20 protein-coding genes are annotated in these 23,292 nt (G+C 68.2%); 7 read left to right on the top strand and 13 right to left on the bottom strand.

Annotated elements, in window-relative coordinates; genetic code table 11:
- Position 1: 1 nt before the first annotated feature.
- Entirely contained in the window at positions 2-2,152 is a 2,151-nt protein-coding gene (locus tag ACGTNG_RS01665) for an ATP-binding protein (RefSeq protein ID WP_394575095.1), read from the top strand.
- Here the strand turns inward: ACGTNG_RS01665 and ACGTNG_RS01660 are convergent.
- Positions 2,141-2,662 (bottom strand): hypothetical protein, encoded by a 522-nt coding sequence (locus ACGTNG_RS01660; RefSeq protein ID WP_394575094.1) that lies wholly within the window; start codon positions 2,660-2,662, stop codon positions 2,141-2,143. The genes ACGTNG_RS01665 and ACGTNG_RS01660 overlap by 12 nt on opposite strands.
- 225 nt (positions 2,663-2,887) lie before the next feature.
- Between ACGTNG_RS01660 and nosP the strand changes: the two genes are divergently transcribed.
- Together nosP and ACGTNG_RS01650 are read left to right on the top strand one after the other, a co-directional pair.
- Complete coding sequence (gene nosP / locus ACGTNG_RS01655) at positions 2,888-4,102, top strand: nitric oxide-sensing protein NosP (protein WP_394575093.1); 1,215 nt, start codon at positions 2,888-2,890, stop codon at positions 4,100-4,102.
- Positions 4,095-5,438: an ATP-binding response regulator gene (locus ACGTNG_RS01650; RefSeq protein ID WP_394575092.1), complete on the top strand. Its 1,344-nt coding sequence runs from the start codon at positions 4,095-4,097 to the stop codon at positions 5,436-5,438. The genes nosP and ACGTNG_RS01650 overlap by 8 nt, the downstream gene beginning before the upstream one ends.
- On the opposite strand, the gene ACGTNG_RS01645 is transcribed toward ACGTNG_RS01650, so the two are convergent.
- Entirely contained in the window at positions 5,430-6,119 is a 690-nt protein-coding gene (locus ACGTNG_RS01645) for a response regulator (protein ID WP_394575091.1), read from the bottom strand. The genes ACGTNG_RS01650 and ACGTNG_RS01645 overlap by 9 nt on opposite strands.
- A 159-nt stretch (positions 6,120-6,278) precedes the next feature.
- Here ACGTNG_RS01645 and adhP point away from each other — a divergent pair, with 159 nt between their 5' ends.
- The 3 genes from adhP to ACGTNG_RS01630 all read left to right on the top strand — a co-directional run bounded on the left by adhP (position 6,279) and on the right by ACGTNG_RS01630 (position 9,779).
- A complete protein-coding gene (gene adhP, locus ACGTNG_RS01640; RefSeq protein ID WP_394575090.1) occupies positions 6,279-7,307 on the top strand; it encodes an alcohol dehydrogenase AdhP in 1,029 nt (342 codons plus the stop codon).
- Between the two features lie 188 nt (positions 7,308-7,495).
- On the top strand, positions 7,496-9,016 hold the full coding sequence (exaC, locus tag ACGTNG_RS01635) for an acetaldehyde dehydrogenase ExaC (protein WP_394575089.1): 1,521 nt from the start codon (positions 7,496-7,498) through the stop codon (positions 9,014-9,016).
- A 136-nt stretch (positions 9,017-9,152) separates the two neighbouring features.
- Complete coding sequence (locus ACGTNG_RS01630) at positions 9,153-9,779, top strand: methyltransferase domain-containing protein (RefSeq protein ID WP_394575088.1); 627 nt, start codon at positions 9,153-9,155, stop codon at positions 9,777-9,779.
- An 8-nt stretch (positions 9,780-9,787) separates the two neighbouring features.
- Here ACGTNG_RS01630 and ACGTNG_RS01625 read toward each other — a convergent pair whose 3' ends face one another.
- The 10 genes from ACGTNG_RS01625 to ACGTNG_RS01580 all read right to left on the bottom strand — a co-directional run bounded on the left by ACGTNG_RS01625 (position 9,788) and on the right by ACGTNG_RS01580 (position 19,654).
- Positions 9,788-10,729: a carbon-nitrogen hydrolase family protein gene (locus ACGTNG_RS01625; protein ID WP_394575086.1), complete on the bottom strand. Its 942-nt coding sequence runs from the start codon at positions 10,727-10,729 to the stop codon at positions 9,788-9,790.
- A 132-nt stretch (positions 10,730-10,861) separates the two neighbouring features.
- Positions 10,862-11,911, bottom strand: a complete 1,050-nt coding sequence (locus tag ACGTNG_RS01620; RefSeq protein WP_394575085.1) for a LacI family DNA-binding transcriptional regulator — start codon at positions 11,909-11,911, stop codon at positions 10,862-10,864.
- Between the two features lie 300 nt (positions 11,912-12,211).
- On the bottom strand, positions 12,212-12,490 hold the full coding sequence (locus ACGTNG_RS01615; protein ID WP_394575084.1) for an alpha-amylase family glycosyl hydrolase: 279 nt from the start codon (positions 12,488-12,490) through the stop codon (positions 12,212-12,214).
- Positions 12,487-12,615 (bottom strand): hypothetical protein, encoded by a 129-nt coding sequence (locus ACGTNG_RS01610; RefSeq protein ID WP_394575083.1) that lies wholly within the window; start codon positions 12,613-12,615, stop codon positions 12,487-12,489. Before ACGTNG_RS01610 ends, ACGTNG_RS01615 begins: the two co-directional genes overlap by 4 nt.
- Positions 12,616-12,680: 65 nt before the next feature.
- Entirely contained in the window at positions 12,681-13,787 is a 1,107-nt protein-coding gene (locus tag ACGTNG_RS01605; RefSeq protein ID WP_394575082.1) for an ABC transporter ATP-binding protein, read from the bottom strand.
- A 46-nt stretch (positions 13,788-13,833) separates the two neighbouring features.
- On the bottom strand, positions 13,834-15,471 hold the full coding sequence (locus ACGTNG_RS01600) for an alpha-glucosidase (protein ID WP_394575081.1): 1,638 nt from the start codon (positions 15,469-15,471) through the stop codon (positions 13,834-13,836).
- 26 nt (positions 15,472-15,497) lie between these two features.
- Positions 15,498-16,340 (bottom strand): carbohydrate ABC transporter permease, encoded by an 843-nt coding sequence (locus tag ACGTNG_RS01595; RefSeq protein ID WP_394575080.1) that lies wholly within the window; start codon positions 16,338-16,340, stop codon positions 15,498-15,500.
- Entirely contained in the window at positions 16,337-17,311 is a 975-nt protein-coding gene (locus ACGTNG_RS01590; protein ID WP_394575079.1) for a carbohydrate ABC transporter permease, read from the bottom strand. The genes ACGTNG_RS01595 and ACGTNG_RS01590 overlap by 4 nt, the downstream gene beginning before the upstream one ends.
- Positions 17,312-17,323: 12 nt before the next feature.
- Complete coding sequence (locus ACGTNG_RS01585; protein ID WP_394575078.1) at positions 17,324-18,592, bottom strand: ABC transporter substrate-binding protein; 1,269 nt, start codon at positions 18,590-18,592, stop codon at positions 17,324-17,326.
- A 207-nt stretch (positions 18,593-18,799) separates the two neighbouring features.
- Positions 18,800-19,654 (bottom strand): aldo/keto reductase, encoded by an 855-nt coding sequence (locus ACGTNG_RS01580; RefSeq protein ID WP_394575076.1) that lies wholly within the window; start codon positions 19,652-19,654, stop codon positions 18,800-18,802.
- A 256-nt stretch (positions 19,655-19,910) separates the two neighbouring features.
- Between ACGTNG_RS01580 and ACGTNG_RS01575 the strand changes: the two genes are divergently transcribed.
- Positions 19,911-21,416 carry a carbohydrate porin gene (locus tag ACGTNG_RS01575; RefSeq protein ID WP_394575075.1) on the top strand — a complete coding sequence of 502 codons (1,506 nt, stop codon included), beginning with the start codon at positions 19,911-19,913 and terminating at the stop codon, positions 21,414-21,416.
- Between the two features lie 359 nt (positions 21,417-21,775).
- Here the strand turns inward: ACGTNG_RS01575 and ACGTNG_RS01570 are convergent, their stop codons facing one another.
- Entirely contained in the window at positions 21,776-23,152 is a 1,377-nt protein-coding gene (locus ACGTNG_RS01570; protein WP_394575074.1) for an MFS transporter, read from the bottom strand.
- Positions 23,153-23,292: the final 140 nt, after the last annotated feature.

Below are 23,292 nucleotides of genomic sequence, written 5' to 3'. Positions count from 1 at the left end.
GATGCCGCACTACCCCCTGCGTCTGAAGCTGGGCGCCATCGCCGCCCTGCTGTTCTTCGCCTCCGCCCTGGTGGTGGTCGGCCTGGTCGCCTGGCGCCAGCACGCGCTCTCCGAGAGCGTGGGCGGCAATGCCGTCTGGCACGCCTACAAGCTCGATCGTGACACCGTGGAGCTGCGAAGCTTCCTGGCCCGTCCCGACCCGGCGGCCACTCGGCCGCTGCTGGCCATGCGCATCCGCCTGGAACTGCTCTATAGCCGCTTGAACCTGCTCCAGGAGGGCGACATCACCCGGCTGCTCGCCGAGATCGATGTCGCCGAGGAGCTCGTTGGGCAGGTCGAGTCGCATCTGGATGCCATGGAGGCACAGCTGAGCGGAATGGAGCGCCTCGATGCCGATGCCCGGAGCCAGCTGATCTCGCGCCTGGGTATCCTGGGAGGCGTCACCGAGCGATTGATCATCGCCATCAATGGCCACCTGGCCGAGGCCACCACCCGGGAGCGGCACGCCCTGCAGACGCTCTACGTCGTCCTGCTGCTGCTGATCCTGGCGATGAGCCTGACGGCCCTGCTGGTGGTGGTCTTCCTGTTTCGCGAGTCCCGCGACAACGCCGCCGCCCGACGAGAGCTGGAGACCCTGAGCCGCGAGCTCGAGGTCACCGCACAGCGCGCCGAGTCGTCGAGCCGCGCCAAGTCGGACTTCCTGGCGACCGTCAGCCACGAGATCCGGACGCCGCTCAACGGCGTGATCGGCATGAGCGACCTGCTGCAGGATCAGCCGCTGCCCGTGAAGGCGCGCCACTTCGCCGACACCATTCATGACAGTGCCCAGCGGCTGCTCGAGCTGATCAACGACATCCTGGATTTCTCCAAGATCGAGGCCCAGCGCCTGGAGTTCGAGGAGCGACCCTTCGAGCTGGCCGAGCTGGTCGAGGGGGCGGTGGCGCTGTTTGCGCCGCGGGCCCAGGCCCGAGGCCTGCGCCTGACGTGCGACATCGATCCGCGGCTGCCGATGCGGGTCGTCGGCGATGCCGGCCGTCTGCGGCAGGTGCTGCTCAACCTGCTCTCCAACGCCATCAAGTTCACCGAGCGGGGGGAGGTGCGACTGGGCGTGCGCGCCCTGAACGATGGCACGGTGCGCTTCGAGGTCGTCGACACCGGGATCGGCATTGCCCCCGAGAGCCAGCGTCAGCTGTTCGAACCCTTCCAGCAGGGCGACCCTTCCACCGCGCGCCGCTTCGGCGGCACCGGGCTCGGGCTCGTGATCAGCCAGCGCCTGGTCGAGGCGCAGGGCGGGCGGCTCGCATTCGAGAGCGAGCCGGGCCGGGGCAGCCGTTTCTGGTTCGTGTTGACGCTGCCGGAGGCCACGGCCCACGAGGTGGCGGCCGATGCGTCGGCGGTCGCCCCGGCGGGGGGGCTGGCCGGCGCCCGGTTGCTGGTGGTCGAGGATGACCCGGTCAACCAGCAGGTGGCGCGGGCCATGCTCGAACGCCTGGGCTGTCGTGTCAGTGTCGCCGAGGCCGCGGACGTGGCGCTCTCCTGGACGGCGCGTGAACACTTCGACCTGATCTTCATGGACGTGCAGCTACCCGGCATGGACGGGCTAGAGGCGACGCGACGGCTGCGCACCCGTGGCGGCTGGTCCGCCGAGGTGCCGGTCGTGGCCATGACCGCCGGAGGGCCGAGCGGAGATCAGGCGCGCTGCCTGGCCGCCGGCATGAGCGGCTATCTGGCCAAGCCGCTCTTCCAGCAGGCCCTGGTGGCGCTGCTGAACCGGCATCTGCCGCGCGGCGAGACGCTCCCCCCCGTCGATTCGCCGCTCGAGGAGGCGACGCTGTCGTCGCTGGAAGAGAGCCTGGGTCGACAGGGGCTGACGGCGCTGATCACCCTCTACCGGCACCAGGCGGCGGAGCACCTGGCGGGGCTCGAGCGGGCCCTCGACGACGGGGCGGCCCGCCAGGTCGAATACCTCGCCCATCGGCTCAAGGGGGAATCCTCGAGCCTGGGGGCGGTGCGGGTCGCTGGCCTGGCCAGTCAGCTGGAGCGACTCTGCGCGCAGGAGCGGCTGGACGAAGTCGCCGTCATCCTCAGCGCGCTGCATCGCGGCCTGGCCGAGACGCTGGTGGCGCTGGAGGCCTGGTCATCACCCGACTGAGCCCGCGGCTCGGCTTCCGGCGAACGCACGATGGATCTGGTCCCGCATCTCCTCGAGGAGCCGGCACTCGTGTCGCTTGCTGTCGACGAACCGGTCGAGCAGGGTATCGAGCCTGGCGAGCTCGCAGTGCCGGGCCATCAGTTTGCTGAACTGCAGCGAGTGCTGAGCGAAGGCCAGGGCGTAGTTCAGGGTCTGGGCCGCCATGGCGTCGTCGCTGATGAACAGGTGCAGCCGGTACTGCTCCGCGATGGCCCGGCGCCGGGCCAGGGTCGCCGGCAGGCAGTGACGCCGCTGCAGCTGCTCGGCGAGGGTCTCCAGGGCGCCCAGGCGCCGCTCGCACTCGATGCCCAGCGTGGCCATCAGGCGGCTGACCTCGGGGCGGGTGGGCAGGAAGCTCAGGGCCAGGCCGCGGTAGCGCTCCATCTCGTGCGACTCGTGATCGTAGGTGAGCGACAGCGGCTGATCGGCGGGGCTGGGGTGGGTGTGCATCTCGGGCGGGCAGGCAGGCATGGGCATCTCCGTTCTTGTCATCCGGGCCTCTTCCGGGCACCGTCCAGATAAGGTAGACGCAGGGGGGCAGCTCCCTCCTTGATATTGGTCAATTTCGTTCGCGGATCAGCAGAAAGTACCAGGCTCCCTGAGCGCCGTGCAGCGTGATCAAGCCGCGCCCTGGGCCGGCGTTGTCGCTCCCGGCCCCGGGGCATACACTGCCCGAAACCCGACAGGCAGGCCGACATGCGTGATCCTTTCCCCGCCAGCCCCGGGCTCGCTGGCACGTCAGAGCAGGGCACGGCAGACGAGGCGTTGCCGCTGCGCACCGCCGTGAGCCGCCGAAGCGACCCCCGGGCCGCGGCGCAGGAGCTCGCCGGCGAGCTTGGCCATCCTGAACTCGGCTTCGTGCTGTTCTTCTGCAGCGCCGAGTATCCCCTGGCGGCGCTCTCCGAGTCCCTGGATGCGGCCTTTCACGGCGTGCCGGTGGCGGGCTGCACCACCGCCGGGGAGATCACCCCGCAGGGCTACGAGCGTGGCGGTATCGTCGCCATCGGCCTCGACCGGCGCCACTTCGCCGTCTCCTTCGCGCTCATCGAGGATCTGTCGGGCTTCGACCTGATGCGCGCCCAGCGGCTGGTCGACGGCCTGCTCGATGACTGTCGCCATCGCGCCCTGGCGCCCCTGGCCGAGCACAGCTTCGCCCTGACGCTGCTCGACGGGCTCTCCAGCTGCGAGGAGCAGGTGCTGGCGACCCTGGATGCCGCCCTGGGGCGCATTCCCAGCTTCGGCGGCTCCGCCGGTGACGACAATCGCCTGGCCCATACCCACGTGCACGCCGAGGGGCGCTTCCACGGCCAGGCCGCGGTGGTGGTGCTGATCAACACCCGGCTGCCCTTCGAGGTCTTCACCACCCACCACCTGCGACCGCGCACCGAGAAGCTGGTGGTCACCCGCGCCGATCGCGAGCGCCGCCGGGTGCTGGAGCTCAACGCCCTGCCGGCCGCCGAGGAGTATGCCCGGCTGGTGGGCCTGCCGGTCGCGTCGCTGGATGCCGCGGTCTTCGCCCGCCACCCCCTGGCGGTGCGGCTGGGCGAGGCGCACTTCGTGCGCGCCATCCAGCGGGTCAACGACGACGGCAGCCTGAGTTTCTACTGCGCCGTGGAGAACGGCATCGTGCTCACCGCCATGCGCCCGGCGCCCCTGCTCGAGGATCTCGAGGCGGTCTTCGCCGGGCTGACCGAGCGCCTCGGCGACCCGGCGCTGATCATCGCCTGCGACTGCTTCCTGCGTCGGCTGGAGCTGGAAACGCTGGAGCGCGTGGAGGCGGGTTCACGGCTGCTGGCCCGTTCGCGGGTGATCGGTTTCAACTCCTATGGGGAGCAGCATCATGGCATGCACATCAACCAGACCTTCACCGGGGTCGCCATTGGCTCTCGACCGTCCACGGACGATGCCTGAGGACGCCACCGCCCGGGAGCGGGAGCTTTTGGAGGAGAACGCGCGCCTGCGCCGGATCGCCACCGCGCTGATGGAGCGGGTGGAATCCGCGGGGGTGGCGGGGGCGGCGCCCTATGCGGCCTTCGAGCATGCCGTGCTGCTCGCCGAGCAGGTGCGCGAGCGCACTGAGGCCCTGCAGCAGACCCTGGCCGAGCTGCATGCCGCCAAGGCCGAGGCCGAGGCGGCCAACCTCTCCAAGACCCGCTTCCTGGCCGCGGTCAGCCACGACCTGATGCAGCCGCTGAATGCCGCCCGCTTGTTCACCAGCGCCCTCGAGGAGCACGAGCTTCCCGCCCAGTCGACGCGGCTGGTGGGGCACGTCGGGCGCTCCCTCCAGGACGTGGAGGCGCTGCTCGGCACCCTGGTGGATATCTCGCGGCTCGATGCCGGCGTGCTCGAACCGGACATCGCGCCGTTCCCCGTCGCGCGGCTGCTCGACGTGCTGGCCGAGGAGTTCCGCCAGATGGCCGCGGCGCGCGGGCTTGCGCTGCACTACGTGGCAAGCGACGCGGTCGTCGCCTCGGACCTGGCGCTGCTGGCGCGGGTGGTGCGCAACTTCCTGACCAATGCCATTCGCTACACCGAGCAGGGGCGGATCCTGCTGGGCTGCCGTCGGCGCCCCGGGGGACTCGAGATCCTGGTGGGCGATACCGGGCCCGGCATCCCCGAGGCGCAGCGCGAGGCGATCTTCCAGGAGTTCCAGCGCCTGGGCGAGCGCCGCGACGCCGAGGATCGCGGCCTGGGGCTGGGGCTGGCGATCGTCGATCGCATCGCCGGGATCCTCGATCATCCCCTGCGGCTCGCCTCGGTGCCGGGGCGCGGCTCGCTGTTCGCGGTGCGCGTGCCCGCCGGCCGGCTGCCGGCGGCGCCAGCGAGCGCGCCGGCACCTGCCTGGGAGGGCGATGTGCTGGCGGGCACGCGGGTCTGGGTCATCGACGACGATCCGGGGATCTGCGAGGGCATGGCGGCGCTGCTCGACGGCTGGGGGTGCGAGGTGCGCACCGCCACCTCCCTGGCCGCCCTGGAGGCCGACCTGAACGCTCACGCGCCCGGTGAGGCCGCCGACGTGCTGCTGGTCGACTATCACCTGGGGGAGGGCGACCCCGATGGCCTGGCGGTGACGGCGCGGCTGCGCGAGCGCCGGCCGGGGCTCGCGGTGGTGGTGATCACCGCCAATCACGACGCCTCGATCAAGAGCCTGACGCGCCAGCGGGGCTACGGCTGCCTGCTCAAGCCCGTCAAGCCGCTGCGGCTGCGCATGCAGCTGGTCGGCCTGCGAGGCGTCGGCTCAGGGTGAGGGGGCGTGGCGCTCGGCCAGCAGGGCCTCGAGGTCGAGCGCACCGGCGGCCAGTATCGCCTGGACGCGGCCCGAGACGTGAAGCTTGCGCAGGATCGCCGAGACGTGAGTCTTCACCGTGGTCTCGGCGATCTCCAGCTCGCGGGCGATCACCTTGTTGGAGGCGCCGCGGGAGAGGCGGATCAGCACCTCGAGCTGCTTGTCGGTGAGCTCGGCCAGGCGCTGGCGCTGCGCGTCCTGCTGGCCCGCCTCATCCGGCGGCGAAGGCGCTGAGGCCGGGGGGCGGCGCATGATGTCCGCCGGCAGGTAGAGCTGGCCCTCCAGCAGGCGGGTCAGGGCCGCCTGGAGTTCCGGGCGCGGCGTCGACTTGGGGATGTAGCCCACCGCGCCGAGGTCGATGGCCTCGAGGATGGTGCGCCGCTCCTGGTCGGCGGAGAGGATCGCCACCGGCAGCGCGGGATACGCCTCGCGCAGCGCCCGGAGCCCCTCCAGTCCGCTGGCATCGGGCAGGCCGAGATCCAGTAGCACCAGATCGACGTCCGGGTGCTGTTCGGCATGCTCCAGGGCGTGCGCCAGGCTCTCGGCCTCCAGCAGTCGACTGTCGGGCAGCCCGGCGGCGATCACCGCGCCGATGGCCTCGCGAAACAGCGGATGGTCATCGGCGACCATCAGGGTGTGCATGGCAATCCTCCTGGCATCGTCTCACCTCCTACCGAAGGGGGAGGCGCTCTCCTGCCAACGCAGTATGTCCCACAAGATCCCGCTGACCAAGACTGGGGTAAGGCCGCGAGACCACCCTTGGCGCGGCCCGCGAACCCGCAATGGAAAAGGAGATTCGAGATGGATGCAACGATGAAGGCTGCCGTGGTGCGCAAGTTCGGCGAACCGCTGACCATCGAGGAGGTGCCGACGCCGCGGCCGAAGCGTGGGGAGATCCTGGTCAAGGTCGCGGCGTCGGGGGTCTGCCACACCGACCTGCACGCCGCGCACGGCGACTGGCCGGTCAAGCCCGAGCCTCCGTTCATTCCCGGCCATGAGGGCGTGGGGCACATCGTGGCCGTGGGCGAGGGGGTCAGCCACGTCAAGGAGGGCGATCGCGTCGGAGTGCCCTGGCTCTACTCGGCCTGCGGCTACTGCGAGCACTGCCTGGGCGGCTGGGAGACGCTCTGCGAGTCGCAGCAGAACACCGGCTACTCGGTCAATGGCGGCTTCGCCGACTACACCCTGGCGGATGCCGGCTACGTGGGACGCCTGCCCGACAACGTCGACTTCCTCGAGATCGCTCCGGTGCTGTGTGCCGGCGTCACGGTCTACAAGGGGCTGAAGATGACCGATACCCGCCCCGGCCAGTGGGTGGTGATCTCCGGCATCGGCGGCCTTGGCCACATGGCCGTGCAGTACGCCCGGGCCATGGGGCTCAACGTGGCGGCCGTCGATATCGACGACGGCAAGCTGGCGCTCGCAGCGCGGCTGGGTGCCGCGGTGACGGTCAACGCCATGAAGACCGACCCGGCGGCCTACATCAAGCAGGAGATCGGCGGGGCCCACGGGGCGCTGGTCACGGCGGTCTCGCCCAAGGCCTTCGATCAGGCCCAGGGCATGCTGCGCCGTGGCGGCACCCTGGTGCTCAACGGCCTGCCGCCGGGGGACTTCCCGCTGCCGATCTTCGGCACCGTGCTCAACGGCCTGACCATCCGCGGCTCCATCGTCGGCAGCCGCCAGGACCTGCAGGAGTCGCTGGACTTCGCCGGCGAGGGCAGGGTCAAGGCCACGGTGGCCACCGACCGGCTCGAGAACATCAACGATGTCTTCCAGCGCATGATCGAGGGCCGCATCGAAGGCCGCGTGGTGCTCGACATGATGTCGTGAGACTCCCCCGGTCACGCTCAACGAGGCGCGAGGTCCGTCGCGGCCTCGGGGCGGCGCACCGCGCGCGACATTCGGGCCTCCTCCCGAAGGAGGAGCCCGGCTCCTGCCATCGGAGTATGTCGCGAACGGCCGCGCTCACCAACACTGAGAGATGAACTTCCATAACGACAATATTCAGGAGTCACGCCATGATCTACGCCAACCCCGGCCAGGCCGGTTCGGTCGTCAGCTTCGAGCAGCGCTACGGCAACTACATCGGCGGCGAGTTCGTGCCCCCGGTGAAGGGCCAGTACTTCGACAACGTCAGCCCGGTCAACGGCGAGGTGTTCTGCGAGATTCCCCGCTCCACCGCCGAGGACATCGACAAGGCGCTGGACGCCGCCCACCAGGCCGCTCCGGCCTGGGGCAAGACCTCGGCCGCCGAGCGTTCCAACGTGCTGCTCCGGATCGCCGACCGCATGGAGCAGAACCTCGAGATGCTCGCCGTGGCCGATACCTGGGACAACGGCAAGGCGGTGCGTGAGACGCTCAACGCCGACCTGCCGCTGGCCATCGACCACTTCCGCTACTTCGCCGGCTGCATCCGCGCCCAGGAGGGCTCCGCCGCGGACATCGACGCCAACACCGTGGCCTATCACTTCCACGAGCCGCTGGGGGTGGTGGGGCAGATCATCCCCTGGAACTTCCCGCTGCTGATGGCCGTGTGGAAACTGGCGCCGGCGCTGGCGGCGGGCAACTGCGTGGTGCTCAAGCCCGCCGAGCAGACCCCGGCCTCCATCCTCAAGCTGATGGAGCTGGTCGGCGACCTGCTGCCGCCCGGCGTGCTCAACGTCGTCAACGGCTACGGCGCCGAGGCCGGCCAGGCGCTGGCCACCAGCAAGCGCATCGCCAAGATCGCCTTCACCGGCTCTACCCCGGTGGGCGCGCACATCCTCAAGTGCGCCGCCGAGAACATCATCCCCTCCACGGTGGAGCTGGGCGGCAAGTCGCCGAACATCTACTTCGCCGACATCATGAACGCCGAGCCGGAGTTCATCGACAAGGCCGTGGAGGGCCTGGTGCTGGCCTTCTTCAACCAGGGCGAGGTGTGCACCTGTCCCTCGCGCGCCCTGATCCAGGAGAGCATGTACGACGACTTCATGGCCCGGGTCGTGGACCGCACCCTGTCGATCAAGCGCGGCAACCCGCTGGATACCGACGTCCAGGTCGGCGCCCAGGCCTCCCAGGAGCAGTTCGACAAGATCATGTCCTACATGGACATCGCCCGTGAGGAGGGCGCCGAGTTCCTGGCCGGTGGCCAGCGGGAAACCCTGGACCCGGCCATCAACAACGGCTATTACATCCAGCCGACCCTGCTCAAGGGCAACAACAGCATGCGCGTCTTCCAGGAGGAGATCTTCGGCCCGGTGGTGGCGGTGACCACCTTCAAGGACGAGGAGGAGGCCCTCGCCATCGCCAACGACACCGAGTTCGGCCTCGGCGCGGGCGTCTGGAGCCGCGACATGAACGTCGCCTTCCGCATCGGCCGCGGCATCCAGGCCGGCCGCGTCTGGACCAACTGCTATCACCAGTATCCGGCCCACGCCGCCTTCGGCGGTTACAAGAAGTCCGGGGTCGGCCGCGAGACCCACAAGGTGGCCCTCGAGCACTACCAGCAGACCAAGAACCTGCTGGTGAGCTACGACATCAATCCGCTGGGCTTCTTCTGACCGGAAGACGCCTCGGCGAGCATCGAGCAGGCAGTTGGGCGCGACGCGAGTCGCGCCTTTTTTTCGTGGCTCGCTACACCCCCCGCTGGCGTTGCGTCATCATCATTCGTCCCGCCTCCGATTGGACGACACGGCGATGACCGAGCACGAAGACCCCGACCTCCATCAGGCGCGCCTCAAGCGGGCGGCGTCGCTGATCCGCCGCAGCGGGGCGCGGCGGGTTCTCGATCTCGGCTGCGGTTCCGGGGGCCTGCTGCAGTACCTGCTGCGCGACGCACAGTTCGAGCGGGTAGTCGGCCTGGAGCTCAGTGGCGAGCTGCTCGCCCAGGCCAAGCTGCGGCTTTCGGCCCTGCCGGCCGCCCGGGCGGGGCGCCTCGAGCTGATCTGCGGCTCCTATGCCGAGGCCCACCCGGCGCTGGTCGGCTTCGAGGCCGCGGCCATGGTCGAGACCATCGAGCACGTGCCTCCCGAGGCGCTCTCCCGGGTCGAGCGGGCGGTCTTCGCCGGCCTGCGTCCGCGGCTTTTGGTGATGACCACCCCCAACGGCGAGTACAACCCGCTCTACGGCCTCGCCCGCGGCGAGTTTCGCGATCCCGATCACAAGTTCGAGTGGGGCCGTGCGCGCTTTCGCGACTGGGGGCAGGGGGTCGCCCGTCGCAACGGCTATCGCGTGCGCTTCTCGGGCATCGGTGAACTCGACCCCCACCTCGGCCAGCCGACCCAGGTGGCGCTGTTCACGCGGGACTCGCCCGAGGCCGAGTGAGCGCGGCCTCAGTCGTCAGAGAAGGAGACGGGGGGGAGCGGGGCACGGTTCACCGACAGCGAGAAGAGGTCGGGGCGGGCATAGTGGCCGCAGACATCCAGCGAGCGGCGCGCCCGTCGCGCGCTCTCGACCTCGATCTCGGCATGCAGGATGCCCTTCTCGCGATTGAGCGGCCCCGCCACCACCTCGCCCGACGGCGCGACGACCACCGCATTGCCCACGTTGATCCACTCCTCCGGGGTGAAGAGTCGGTCGCGTTCCGGGAAGGACGCGGGGATGTCGCTGCCCTGAATCGCGGTGGCCGTGCCGATCACCCAGCAGCCGCCCTCCCGGGCGATGTGGCGCAGGCTGGCGAGGCAGGCATCGCTCGAATCCCAGGTCGGGTTGATGAAGATCTCCAGGTCCTGGGCATAGAGGGCGTAGCGCGCCAGCGGCATGTAGCTCTCCCAGCAGATCAAACAGCCGATGCGCCCGGCGGGGGTGTCGACGACCCTCAGCCCGCTGGCATCGCCCATGCCCCAGACCATGCGCTCGGGGTTGGTCGGCATCAGCTTGCGGTGGCGGTTCAGCAGGCGGCCATCCGGCCCGATCACCACCACGCTGTTGTACAGGGTGGTGCCGCTGTAGCGACGGTCGATCTCGTTAAGGCCCGTCACCAGGGTCACGCCATGGCGCGCGGCGGCGTCCTTAAGGGGCGCGAGGTCGTCGCCATCGAGGTCGACGGCATTCTCGCGCAGCCGGGCGTGCAGCTCGCTCGAGAGCGCCATGTCGCTACCCGGCGCGAGTCGCCAGACCCAGGTGGGATAGCCCGGAAGGTAGGCCTCCGGGAAGACCAGCAGGGTCGCCCCGGCGCCGACCGCCGCGTCGATGGAGGCCAGCATCTGGTGCAGCGTCTCGTCTCGCTGCAGCAGGACCGGGGGCGACTGGATCACCGCGACGTTCGTGGTCATGGCAGAGTCCTCGTGCGCGGGGCAGCCGCCGGGGGGCGTCACTCACGAGCACTAGCCTGAACTCACTATAGCGGCGAGGGGCGGGGCGCGCCCTGACCAGGGAGAGAGCAGAGGCCGGGTGACCGGCGGGCATCAGGGACAGGTGTCGCCCAGGATCAGCTCGGTGCTGAGCAGGCGATCCTCGTGGGGGGCGAGGCCGAGGATCATGCGGGCGGCGATGCGCCCCTTCTCGACGCTGTCCTGACGCACCGTGGTCAGGCGCGGGGCGCGATACTGGCCCTCGGCGATGCCGTCGAAGCCGGTCAGGCGCAGGTCCTCGGGAATGCGCAGGCCGCGCTGCTCGGCCAGGGTGAGCACGGTCAGGGCGATGCGGTCGGACATGCACAGCAAGAGGTCCGGGCGCTGGTCATCCGGCAGATCGAGAATCGCCTCGATCACCGGGGCGCAGACCTCGAAGGTATTTTCCTCGACATTCCACATCGGCACCTCGGCGGGGTCGATGCCCTGCTCCGCCAGCGCGCGATGAAAGCCGGCCAGCCGCGAGCGGGTGATGGTCTGATCGGCCGCCAGCAGTGTATGCGCCTCGGTGATCCTGCCGTTGCAGGGCATCTCGGTGAGGCGCAGGTTGATGATGCCGGGGCGCTTGGGAGGCGCTGTCAGGGCATGGCGAGCAATGGCGTAGCTGGCCGGTTCGTTTTCGACATGCACGCAGGGGCGCCCGGCGATGTCGAAGTCCACCGCGATCATCGGCCGCTGGGCCGGCAGGTCGGCCAGTATCTTCATGCTGGGCATCAGGCCGTAGACGATGAAGCCGTCGGCCATGCTGGCCGAGCCGGGGGCCTGAGAGATGTGCTGACGACCGGAGAGCAGCAGCAGGGTATGGCCATGCGCATCCAGTACCTCGGCGACCCCCGACAGCAGCTCGCTGGCCACGGCGTCGTTGAGGCTGTAGGTCAGGGTCTCGGCGAGCACCACCGCGATGATCCGCGAGCGGCCGGTACGCAGGCTGCGTGCCTTGGCATCGGGGCCCGAATAGCCCAGTCGGCTGGCCTCGCTGAGGATGCGTTCCCGCAGTCGCGGCGATAGCTGGTCGGGGCGGTTGAAGGCATTGGAGACGCTGGCCGTGGACACGCCGAGCTCGGCGGCCAATTCCTTCAAGGTGATATGGCGTGACGAAGACACGGGAAGGCTCGCTTGTTGGACAACGAAATGGCGATCGCTTCTGAATCGATTTAGTTAGGATCCTATCATAGCCGTGAATGTCGAAGATGAATAGGCATCGACAGGCACGCCCTGTCGTGCGAACAGTCGCGTGCATGAGCGAAGGGCCCGCCAGCGCCGTGGCGATGGCGGGCCCTTATGGTCGTGTCGCGCTGCCTCAGGGCTGCGTCAGCCAGGTGGCGGTGCCGGGCATCAACCTCAGCGTGCCGTCTAGCCGCCGTGTAGACGGCATGCCCGGCGAGGCGAGCTGGTGCCAATCCTTCATGTCGGCCTTGGGGTGTCGTGGCTCTGGCGGCTTTCCTGGAGCCAGGCATGTTGATCGGAGGAGTGCGAGAGTACCTGGTCGATGGCGACCCTGAGGCCGCGGGCATGGGCGGCCTCGACCAGGCGGTCGAAGTCCTCGAGGGTGCCGAACATGGGATCGACGCCGCGGTAGTCACTGACGTCGAAGCCGAAGTCCTTCATCGGCGAGGTGAAGAAGGGCGACAGCCAGATGGCGTCCACATTCAGCGAGGCGATGTAGTCGAGTCGGTCGATCACGCCCTGCAGATCGCCGATGCCATCACCATCGGTGTACTGGTGGCGTGGCGCGGGTAGACCTGGTAGATCACCGCGCCACGCCACCAGTCGTGATCGTCACCCTGTGGGGGGCGAGAGAAGGTCATGGGGATCTCCTGGCGACGGAAGCCGGGGCTTCCGTCGCGAGTACAGGGAGTGAACGGGATGACGCTCAGGCCACCTGACGCCGCGTGGTGAGGCCCAGGGCCTGGTCCTCTGCGTCGAACAGGTGCACGTGCTCGGTCTCGGGCACCAGCGCGACCCGCTGACCGATCTGCCACTGGCTCGGTGCCTCGCTGCGATGGATCAGCAGGGTGTCGCCGGCGTGGGGCTCGAGATAGACATAGACCTCATTGCCCAGGTACTCGACATTGACGATCTCGAAGGCGTTGTCGCCGTGGGCCTCGGCCAGGCGCAGGTGCTCGGGGCGCACGCCCAGGGTCAGGGCGGCGCCATGGCGTTCGCCGCTGGCACCCTGGGGCAGGGCCAGTTCGCCGAGCCCGGGGGTCTTGATCCGGCAGCCGTCGGCGCTGCCCGCGAGCAGCTCGGCCGGCATGAAGTTCATGGTCGGCGAGCCGATGAAGCCGGCCACGAACCTGGTGGCCGGCTGCTGGTAGAGGGTCTGGGGGCTGCCGACCTGCTCGATGCGGCCATCGCGCAGCACCACGATCTTGTCGGCGAGCGTCATGGCTTCCACCTGATCGTGGGTGACGTAGATCATGGTGGAGCCCAGACGGTGGTGCAGGCGGGCGATCTCGTTGCGCATCTGCACACGCAGCGAGGCATCCAGGTTGGAGAGCGGCTCGTCGAACAGCAGGATGCGCGGCTCGCGCGCCATCGCCCGGCCCATGGCCACGCGCTGGCGCTGGCCGCCGGAGAGCTCCTTGGGTTTCCTGTGCAACAGCTCCTCGAGCTGCAGGATGCGGGCGGTCTCCATCACCCGCTGCTCGATGTTCTGCTTGTCGGTCTTGGCCAGCTTGAGGCCGAAGGCCATGTTCTCGTACACCGTCATGTGCGGGTAGAGGGCATAGGACTGGAAGACCATGCCGACGCCGCGTTCGCGGGGCGGCAGGTCGTTGACCCGGTCCGTGGCGATATGCATGTCGCCATCGCTGATCGACTCGAGCCCGGCGATCAGGCGCAGCAGGGTGGACTTGCCGCAGCCGGAGGGGCCGACGAAGACCACGAACTCCCCGTTGCCGACCTCGAGATCGAGATCCTTGATGATATGGGTGTGGCCGAAGACCTTGTTGATCTTTTGAAGGGTTACGCTTGCCATCTTGCGACTCCCTGCCGGCGCCTTGGCGCCGGCATCTGGAAAGGGGTTAATCGAGCGCCAGGAAGGCGGCCTGATAGGCCGGAAGAGCCAGCCGCGATGCCTCGAGATGGGCCTCGAAGCCGGGACCCTCGAGTGGCCGGGCGGTCTCGGCGAGGGACGCCGGCAGCGCGGTTTCCTGAGGCTCGCCGGTCAGGTTGAAGACGCACAGCAGGAGTTCGCCGCCTGCCCGCTCGTCGGCCTCGCGGATGAAGCCGAGCAGGTCCTCGCCGACCTCGACCAGGGTGATCTCGCCCTCGATCAGGGCCGGATGCTGGCGCCGGAAGGCCAGCAGGGCGCGGGTCGCGTTGAGCACCGAGTCGGCGTCGTCCTGCTGGTTGGCGACGGCCAGCGGCAGATGCCGCTCGTCGACCGGCAGCCAGGGCTCGGCGGACGAGAAGCCGCCCTGGGGTCCCTGTGTCCAGGGCATCGGCGTGCGGCAGCCGTCGCGGCCCTTGAATTCCGGCCACAGCACCTTGCCGTAGGGGTCCTGGATGCGCTCGAAGGGCACCTCGGCCTCGGGCAGGCCGAGCTCCTCGCCTTGGTAGAGGCAGACGCTGCCACGCAGCGACAGCACCATGGCCAGCGCCACCTTGGGATAGGCGACGGGATCCTCGTCCTGGCCCCAGCGGGTCGCGCTGCGCACCACGTCGTGGTTGGACAGCGCCCAGCACGGCCAGGCGTCGCCCGCCAGGCGCTGGAAGCGTTCGATCACCTCGCGGATATAGGCCGGCGAGTGCGGCTCGTTGAGCAGATCGAAGCCGTAGGCCATGTGCAGCTTGTCGCCACCGGCGGTGTACTCGGCCATGCGCTCCAGCGGGTTGTCGTCGCCGATTTCGCCGACCGTGGTGGTGCCGGGGAACTCGTCCATCAGGGCGCGCAGTTCCTTGAGGAAATCGAGGTTCTCCGGGCGGCTCAGGTCATAGACGTGACGCTGCCAGGTATAGGGGTTGGTGTCCGGCGCCCCCAGGGTCTTGGCCTCGCCCGCCGGCACCGGCGGATTGTCGCGCAACTCAGTATCGTGGAAGTAGAAGTTGACGGTGTCGAGGCGGAAGCCATCGACGCCCAGCTCGAGCCAGAAGCGCAGGTTGTCGAGCTGGGCCTGACGCGCCTCGGGGTGATGGAAGTTCACGTCCGGCTGACTGGCCAGGAAGTTGTGCAGGTAGTACTGCCGACGGCGCGAATCGAAGGTCCAGGCCGAGCCGCCGAAGATCGACAGCCAGTTGTTGGGCGGCGTGCCGTCGGGCTTGGGGTCGGCCCATACGAACCAGTCGGCCTTGTCGTTGGTGCGGTCCTGGCGGCTCTCCTGGAACCAGGGGTGCTGATCCGAGGTATGGCTGATCACCTGGTCGATCATCACCTTCAGGCCCAGCGCGTGGGCACGATCCAGCAGCGCCTTGAAGTCGTCGAGGGTGCCGAACATCGGGTCGACGTCGCGGTAGTCGCTGATGTCGTAGCCGAAGTCGAGCATCGGCGAGGTGAAGAAGGGCGACAGCCAGATGCCATCGACATTGAGGCTCGCCACGTAGTCGAGCTTCTCGGTGATGCCCGGCAGGTCGCCAATGCCATCGCCATTGCTGTCCAGGAAGCTGCGCGGGTAGATCTGGTAGATGACGCCACCGCGCCACCAGAAAGTAGAGTCTTGCATCTTGGAGTCCATCGATGACATGAGTGTTATCCCTTGACGGCGCCGGCGGTGAGACCGGAGACGATGCGGCGCTGGAAGATCATCACCAGGATGACCAGCGGCACGGTGACGGTGACCGAGGCGGCCATGATCGGGCCCCAGGGCAGCTCGTGCTGGCTACCGCCGGAGATCAGCGCGATGGCCACCGGCACGGTGCGCTGGTCGTCGGTCAGGGTGAAGGTCAGGGCGAACAGGAACTCGTTCCAGGCGGCGATGAACGCCAGCAGGCCGGTGGTCGCCATGGCCGGCCACATCAGCGGCAGGAACACCTTGGTGATGGTCACCCAGGGCGTGGCGCCGTCCATGATGGCGGCTTCCTCGAGCTCCATCGGCAGCTGACGCATGAAGGTGGTCAGTACCCAGACGGTGAACGGCAGGGTGAAGATGGTGTAGCTCAGGATCAGGCCGCCGGGGTTGTTGTAGAGGTTCAGGCTGCGAACGACCTCGAACAAGCCCGAGAGCACCGCGACCTGGGGGAACATGGAGACGCCGAGGATGGTGAGCATCACCGTGGTGCGGCCGCGAAAGCGTACCCGGCCCAGCGCGTAGGAGGCGGTGATGCCGAGCAGCAGGGCGATGGCCACCACGCTGACGGCGACCAGGATCGAGTTGCCGATGGCCTGGATGAAGCTCTTCTGGGAGAAGATCTGCGCGTAGTTGCTAAAGTCGACCGAGGACAGCCAGTAGTCGACCTGGAACAGCTCGCTGGACGGCTTCAGCGAGGTGATCACGGCGTAGTAGAAGGGGAAGATGGCGTAGACCATGATCACCGCGATCAGGGCCCACTTGCCGATCTGCTTGGCGAGCTTGATCTGCTGATAGCGGTTCATTCGTCGACTCCCAGTTGGCGGCGGCCAAGGTAGAGATAGATCACCACGGCCAGGGCGATGATCAGGAACAGCATCGTCGAGGCGGCGCTGCCATAGCCCACGTCCTGGAACTCGACCAGCTGCTGACGGGCGTAGATCGACATGGTCATGGTGTTGGTGGAGTTCGAGGTCAGCACGTAGATGACATCGAACACGCGTAGGGCATCGAGGAGGCGGAAGATCACGGCGACCAGCAGGGCCGGGGTGATCAGCGGCAGGGTGACGCGGAAGAACACCTTGACCGGGTGGATGCCGTCGACCTCGGCGGCCTCATAGCAGTCCTTGGGCAGCATCTGCAGGGCGGCCAGCACCAGCAGGGCGACGAAGGGGATCGTCTTCCAGACATCGACCATGATCACCGCCCACATCGACAGGTCGGCGTCGGCGGTCCAGGCCAGGGGGGCGTCGATCAGGCCCAGCGTCATCAGCAGGTGGTTGATGATCCCGAACTGGTCATTGAGCATCCAGGCCCACATCTTGGCCGAGACGATAGTGGGGATCGCCCAGGGAATCAGCACCGCGGCGCGCACCAGCATGCGTCCCTTGAACTCGGCGTTGAGCAGCAGGGCGACGATGATGCCGAATACCACCTCCAGCGACACCGACACCACGCTGAAATAGATGGTGTTCCAGACCGAATTCCACCACACCGGATCGGTGAGCAGGCCATACCAGGCGCCATCGGCGTAGACCAGGTAGTTCTCGATGCCGATGAAGGCGGCCCCAGCGGTATCCGACAGCGAGGCATCGGTGAAACTCAGGTAGAAGGTGCGCAGCAGCGGCCATCCGGCCACCATCGCCAAGGTGATCAGCATCGGGGCCAGGAACAGCCAGGCGGCGCGGACGCGCTGGCGGCGCACCTTGGTGCCCCGGTAGCCCGCCTTAGAAGTGCGCCCCACCTGGGGGGCGCTGTCGGTTGCAGGGGTGGACATGTCGACCTCCGGTTACCAGCGACGACGCTTGATGCGCGACAGTTCGCTATCCAGCTGCGAGACCGCCTCGGCGCCGGTCATGTCGCCGGACAGCACGCTGTGGGTGGCATTGAAGAAGCTGTTGCTGACGCGGCCGTAGTTGTCGCCGGTGGGGGCGGAGGGCCGCGCCACGGCATTGGTGAAGGTGTTGTAGAGGGTGCCGAAGAAGGGTACGGCGGCCAGCACTTCCTCGTCTTCATAGAGGCTGGCGAGGGTCGGGTTGTAGGCGCCTTCGATGGCGCGGCGCTTCTGCTCGGCCTCGCCGGTCAGGAAGGCCAACAGGTCGGCGGCAACCTCGGGGGACTCGGTGTACTTGGAGACCGCCAGGTTCCAGCCGCCAAGGGTCGCGGCGCTCTCGCCATCGGCGCCATGGGGCAGCTTGACCACGCCGACCTTGCCGGCCACGTCGCTGTCCTCGCTCTGGGCCAGCGACCAGGCGTAGGGCCAGTTGCGCATGAAGACCGCATTGCCGGACTGGAAGACGCCGCGCGCCTCTTCCTCGGTGTAGTTGAGCGCACCGGCCGGGGAGATGTCGCCGATCCAGCTCGCGGCCAGATCCAGCGCCTCGGCGGCCTGGGCGTTGTCGATGGTGATCTCGCCCTTCGCATCGACGAGGGTGCCGCCGCCGTGGCTCGCCACCCACTCGAGCGCGTTGCAGGTCAGGCCCTCATAGGCGCGGCCCTGGAAGACGTAGCCCCACATCTTGTCGTTGCCGTCGGCGCGTTCGGCGTCCTGGATCTCCTCGGCGATGGCGGTCATCTCCTCCCAGGTCTCGGGCGCCTCAAAGCCGTGCTGGGCGAGCAGGTCCTTGCGGTAGTAGAGCACGCCGGCATCGGTGAACCAGGGCATGGCCACCAGGCGCTCATCGATGGTGTTGTTGGCCACGATGGTGTCGAAGTGGCCGGCGGCGGCGTCCTCGCCGATGACCGTGTTGAGGTCGAGCAGGTGGTTGGCGAGCAGGCCCGGCCAGACCACGTCGATCTGCATCACGTCGATGTCGCTGGACTGGGCGGAGAGGATCTGCTGGTAGAGCGACAGGCGCTCGGTGGAGGAGTTGGGAGTCGAGACGATGTTGACGCTATGGCCGGTCTCGTCTTCCCAGGCCTTCACGCCTTCCTCGCACAGGGCCAGTTCGGCGCCGACGGCACCGCAGGATATGGTCAGTTCCGCGGCCTGGGCCTGGCTGCCGCTTGCGGCAGCGCCGACCAGGGCGATGGCGGAGATCAGAGTCTTCTTGAGCATGCTGGCTTCCTCGTCGCTTGTTGTTGTCGATGTGACGAACCGAGGGTCGGTCCCGCCGGCACCCCGGGCACCGGAGAGTCGCTCGCCCCCTTCTTCTTGTCTTAAACGTTTAAGTTCGACGGCAAAGGTAGACCTCGCCCCTGTAGGACATCAACCTAGACGTTGGTCGCAGGCGGTTTCGGCCGGGGGGTGTGGGCGCGGGGCCCGTCATGCCACCTCATGCCCCCGGGTAGCTTCCAGCAGTGCGTACCATTCGCGTCGGGAGAGCTTCAGCCCGGCCTCGCCTCCGAGAGTCTCGATGCGGGCAGGCGTCAAGGTGCCGATCACCGGCACCGGCGCACCCGGCAGGCAACGCAGCCAGGCCAGGGCCACCCCGGCCGGGCTGACCTCATGGTGGGCGGCGACGTTCTCCAGGGCCCTTCCGGCCTGCCCCTCGAACAGCGCGCCTCCTCCCAGCGGCGACCAGGCCATGGGGGCCAGGCCGTCCTGGCGCAGCGCATCGAATTGGCCATCGAACAGCGGACTGGCGTGGTTCAGCGAGAGTTGCAGTTGGTGGTGCCTCAGCGGCGAGGAGAGCGCCGACTGGAGGCGACGCCACTGGTCGGGCAGGAAGTTGGAGATCCCCAGGGCCGCCACCTTGCCGTCGCGCACGGCATCGTCCAGCACCCGGGCGGTGGTCTCGGCCTCCATCAGCGGGTCGGGTCGGTGGATCAGGAAGGCGTCGAGACGCTCGACGCCCAGCCGAGACAGGGCGCGGTCGATGGCACCGGCCAGCCAGTCCGGCGAGCTGTCATAGTGCTTGGTATCGCCCCGGTCCATCCGGATGCCCGCCTTGGTGATCACCCGGACACGCCGGACCAGGCCAGGGCGGCAGCGTAGCGCCTGGCCGAACAGGCGCTCGTTGAGCCCGTCGCCGCCATAGATGTCGGCGTGGTCGAACCAGTCGAGTCCCTGGTCCAGGCGAGCCTCGATCCAGTCGGCCAGGCGTTCCGGGGCGTGCAGGCCGGGTGTCTCGTGCAGGCGCATCATGCCCAGCATGAACGGCAGGCTGTCGGTGGTCATCGTGTGTCCTCGTGGTCGGTGACACGAGGCAGGGTATGTCAGGATGGTGCACGATTTGTAGTTTTGTTACATGGAATTCTCGGGTTTCGTGAGCCGGCGGTAGACATAAGTCGTAATATTACAGAGTACCATTGGTGTTCGAGTTCTGAATCGATTAAGTTCCCGGTGGGCTTCCGCGTCGGACCGGGTCCGGCACCAGGGCAGCCTGCCCCCGTGATGCCCGCAGCCTCGACAACAACAAAGGACGAGAACGACCATGAACTCTGTCACGCTCAAGACGCCGCTCGCCATTGCCATTGCCGCGGCCGGCTTCTCCCTGGCCGGCAGCGCCAACGCCCAGTCCAGTGACCTCGAGCAACGCCTGGCCGAGCTGGAAGCCCGCATTGCCGCCGCCGAGCAGCGCGCCGATGCGGCCGAACAGCGCGCCGAACTCGCCGAACAGCAGGCCGAGGAGGGTCTCTCGCAGGAGGAGGTCGAGGAACGCCTGGCCAAGGTCGAGCGCCAGGCCAGCGGGGAGGAGGGCTTCTCCTTCAACGTCTACGCCCGCTCTGGCCTGCTGATCGGCGAGGATGGCAAGAGTGCCGAGGGCGGCCCCTACCTGACCCCGGCCGGCTCCCAGGGCGGGGCCGTGGGACGCCTGGGCAACGAGCCGGACACCTACGCCGAGGCGATCTTCAACTACCGGATGCGCTTCGATAACGGGGCCAAGGCGCGCTACACCACCATGATCGCCGACGGTACCACCACCAGCAACGACTGGACCGCCGACGAATCCAACCTCAACGTGCGCCAGGTCTACGCCGAGTTCAGCGACCTGCCGAGCTTCACCGGCGCCTTCGAGAACGCCTCCATCTGGGCCGGAAAGCGCTTCGACCGTGACAACTTCGATATCCACTGGCTCGACAGCGACATCGTCTTCCTGTCCGGTACCGGCGCGGGTATCTACGACATGCAGCTGGCCGACAGTTGGAAATCCAACCTCTCGCTCTACGGTCGCAGTTTCAGTGACTTCCCCGTGACACGCGAGTCGCCAGGCGATGACAGCGGCGATACCGACAACCTGATCCTCACCTCCAACAACTACTTCGGCAACTGGCAGTGGATGCTCAACGGCATGTCCGCCGCCGACCTAGATGAGCGCGATATCGGCGAAGGCCAGAAGGCCGCCGAGAACGGCTTCCATACCATGGTGGCCTACCATGGCGATAGCTTCTTCGGGATCAACGAGGGCAATTTCAAAGCCGCCGTGCTATACGGCCAGGGCCTGGGCGCCGAGACCAAGAGCCTCGGTTCCGACGGCAAGCTGACCGACGACGCCGCCTCGACCCGCCTGGCCCTCTATGGCACCACCTATGTGGCCCCCAAGTGGCGAGTGGCCCCGGCGCTACTCGCCGAGACCAGCGATGATCGCTACGTCGACGGCGACCAGTATGATTGGGCGACCCTCAACGTGCGCCTGGCCAACGAGCTGACCCAGAACTTCGAGATGCAGTATGAGGCCAGCTACCAGTGGATGGACCTCGACCCCCAGGGCTTCGACGGTCGCACCGCCGTCGAGGGCGACTACACCAGATTCACCATCGCCCCGACCTTCAAGCCCCAGGTGGGCGGCTTCTGGCAGCGGCCCGAGATCCGCGCCTTCGCCTCCTGGAGCGACTGGGACGACGAGTTGAACGCCTACGCGGACGACGACTCACTGGGCAGCGACGGCTTCACCGGCAGCCAGTGGACCTTCGGCGTGCAGACCGAGGTCTGGTTCTGATGAACGGGCCCGGCGCCTGACGGGCCCGTCTCGACTGCTGTACCGATCCTTTCCCGCGGCCATGAAGGCCGCGGGCTTTTTCTCGCCCGTCCCATGCCGCCCCTGGGCGGGGCCATGGGCCTCTCCAGGCGAGTCGGAAACGACAACGGCGACGCCAGGGGCGTCGCCGTTGCGGGGGGAGCCGACGCGATCAGGCCGGCGAGGTGCTGGCGGGAGGCTCGCCCGGCATGGCCTGCACGCTGCCGTCGGCACCGGACAGGGCCAGGAAGTGCAGTCGACGCAGCGCGCGCTCTAGTCGACGCGGTAGCCGTCCCGATGCCTCTGGCCATCGGGACGTCGGCCATGCCGCTCCAGGCCCCCTATGGCGCCGCCATGCGGGGGGCTTCGTGATCCGCCCAGGCGTCGTCGATCCCCGTCGTCGCCTCGGCGGTGGAAAGCGCCTCGCCCTCGAGATCGAGCACCAGCTGCTCGGCTTCGTTGGCGGCTTCCTCGGCCCAGGTGCTGCCCAGCGCCGCGCTGCCGGCCGGCATGGCGACATAGTGGCCGTGGGTCTGTGAGGCGCCGCTCGGGAAGTGCACCAGGCAGTAGAGGCCGACGGCGACGAGCAGGGCGTGGATCGCCGCCATGTCCCACATGAAGCCGCCGGGGCCGAGCCACTCCATCAGCAGGCCGGTGCTGACCGGGCCGAGGGTGGCGCCGATGCCCAGCGCCAGCACCAGGCTGCTGCTGGCCGCGATCACCTGGCTCGAGGTCAGGTCGTCGTTGGCAGTCGCCAGGCACAGCGAGTAGAGGGTCAGGCTGGTGCCGCCCAGTGCCGCTCCCAGCGCGATCCGCAGCAGCGGCGCGTCGGCGCCGACCGTCAGGCCGGCCAGTGCCAGCAGGGTGGCGAGGCCGGCCACCACCACGATCACCTTCTGGCGGTCGGTCTTGTCCGACAGCTTGCCCAGCGGCCACTGCAGGAGCGCCCCGCCGAGGATGAAGGCGCCCATGAAGGCGGCGACCTCGTCCACCGCCATGCCCGAGCGGGTGGCGTAGACCGCCCCCATGCCGAACACGGTGCCGTTGGCGATGCCGGTGAGCAGGCAGCCGATGGTGCCCAGCGGCGAGAGGCGGCACAGCCGGCGCAGGCTCATGGACTCGGGCTGGCTGGTGTCCGGCTGCGGGGTGTGGCTCAAGAGGATCGGCACCAGCGCCAGGGACACCAGGATCGAGACCAGCAGGAAGAGGATCACGCCGCTGGGGTCGGCCAGGTTGAGCATCAGCTGCCCGCCGCCCATGCCGAGATAGCTGATCACCATGTAGAACGCCAGCAGGCGGCCGCGCAGCTGGTTGGAGGCGTAGCCGTTGAGCCAGCTCTCGGTCACCACGTAGAGCCCGGCGTAGGCGAAGCCGGTGACCAGGCGCATGCCGGCCCAGATCCAGGGATCGATGACCATCACGTGCACCAGGATGGCGATCGAGGTGATCGAGGCCAGCGCCGCGAAGACCCGGATGTGGCCCACTTCGCGCAGCTTGCGGGGCGTCAGGGTCGAGCCGGCCAGGAAGCCCACGAAGTACGAGGACATGATGAAGCCGGTGGCGGTATTGCCGAAGGCCTCCTCGGCGGCGCGCATGCCCAGCAGGCTGCCCATCAGGCCATTGCCGAGCATCAGCAGACCGACACCCAGCAGCAGCGCCCAGAGGCTCCAGGCGGCGGAGACGGTGGTGGTACCGGGGCGGGGGGCCGTGATCGCCATGGGCGGCTCCTGACGAAAGAAAAAGTGGGGCTTGTCGGTTGGGCGCCGAAGACGACGCAGGCAGGTAAAATAGGGCCCCGGTGCTATGCTGACAAACGCGATTTGCTACATCGATGCACAAGAAAAACTAAGGGTCACCC

The sequence above is a fragment of the Halomonas sp. B23F22_3 genome, from assembly GCF_043496965.1.
Lineage (GTDB): Bacteria > Pseudomonadota > Gammaproteobacteria > Pseudomonadales > Halomonadaceae > Halomonas.
The sequence above is the reverse complement of the archived record's forward strand: the minus strand, read 5'-3'. Positions and strand labels throughout refer to the sequence as shown.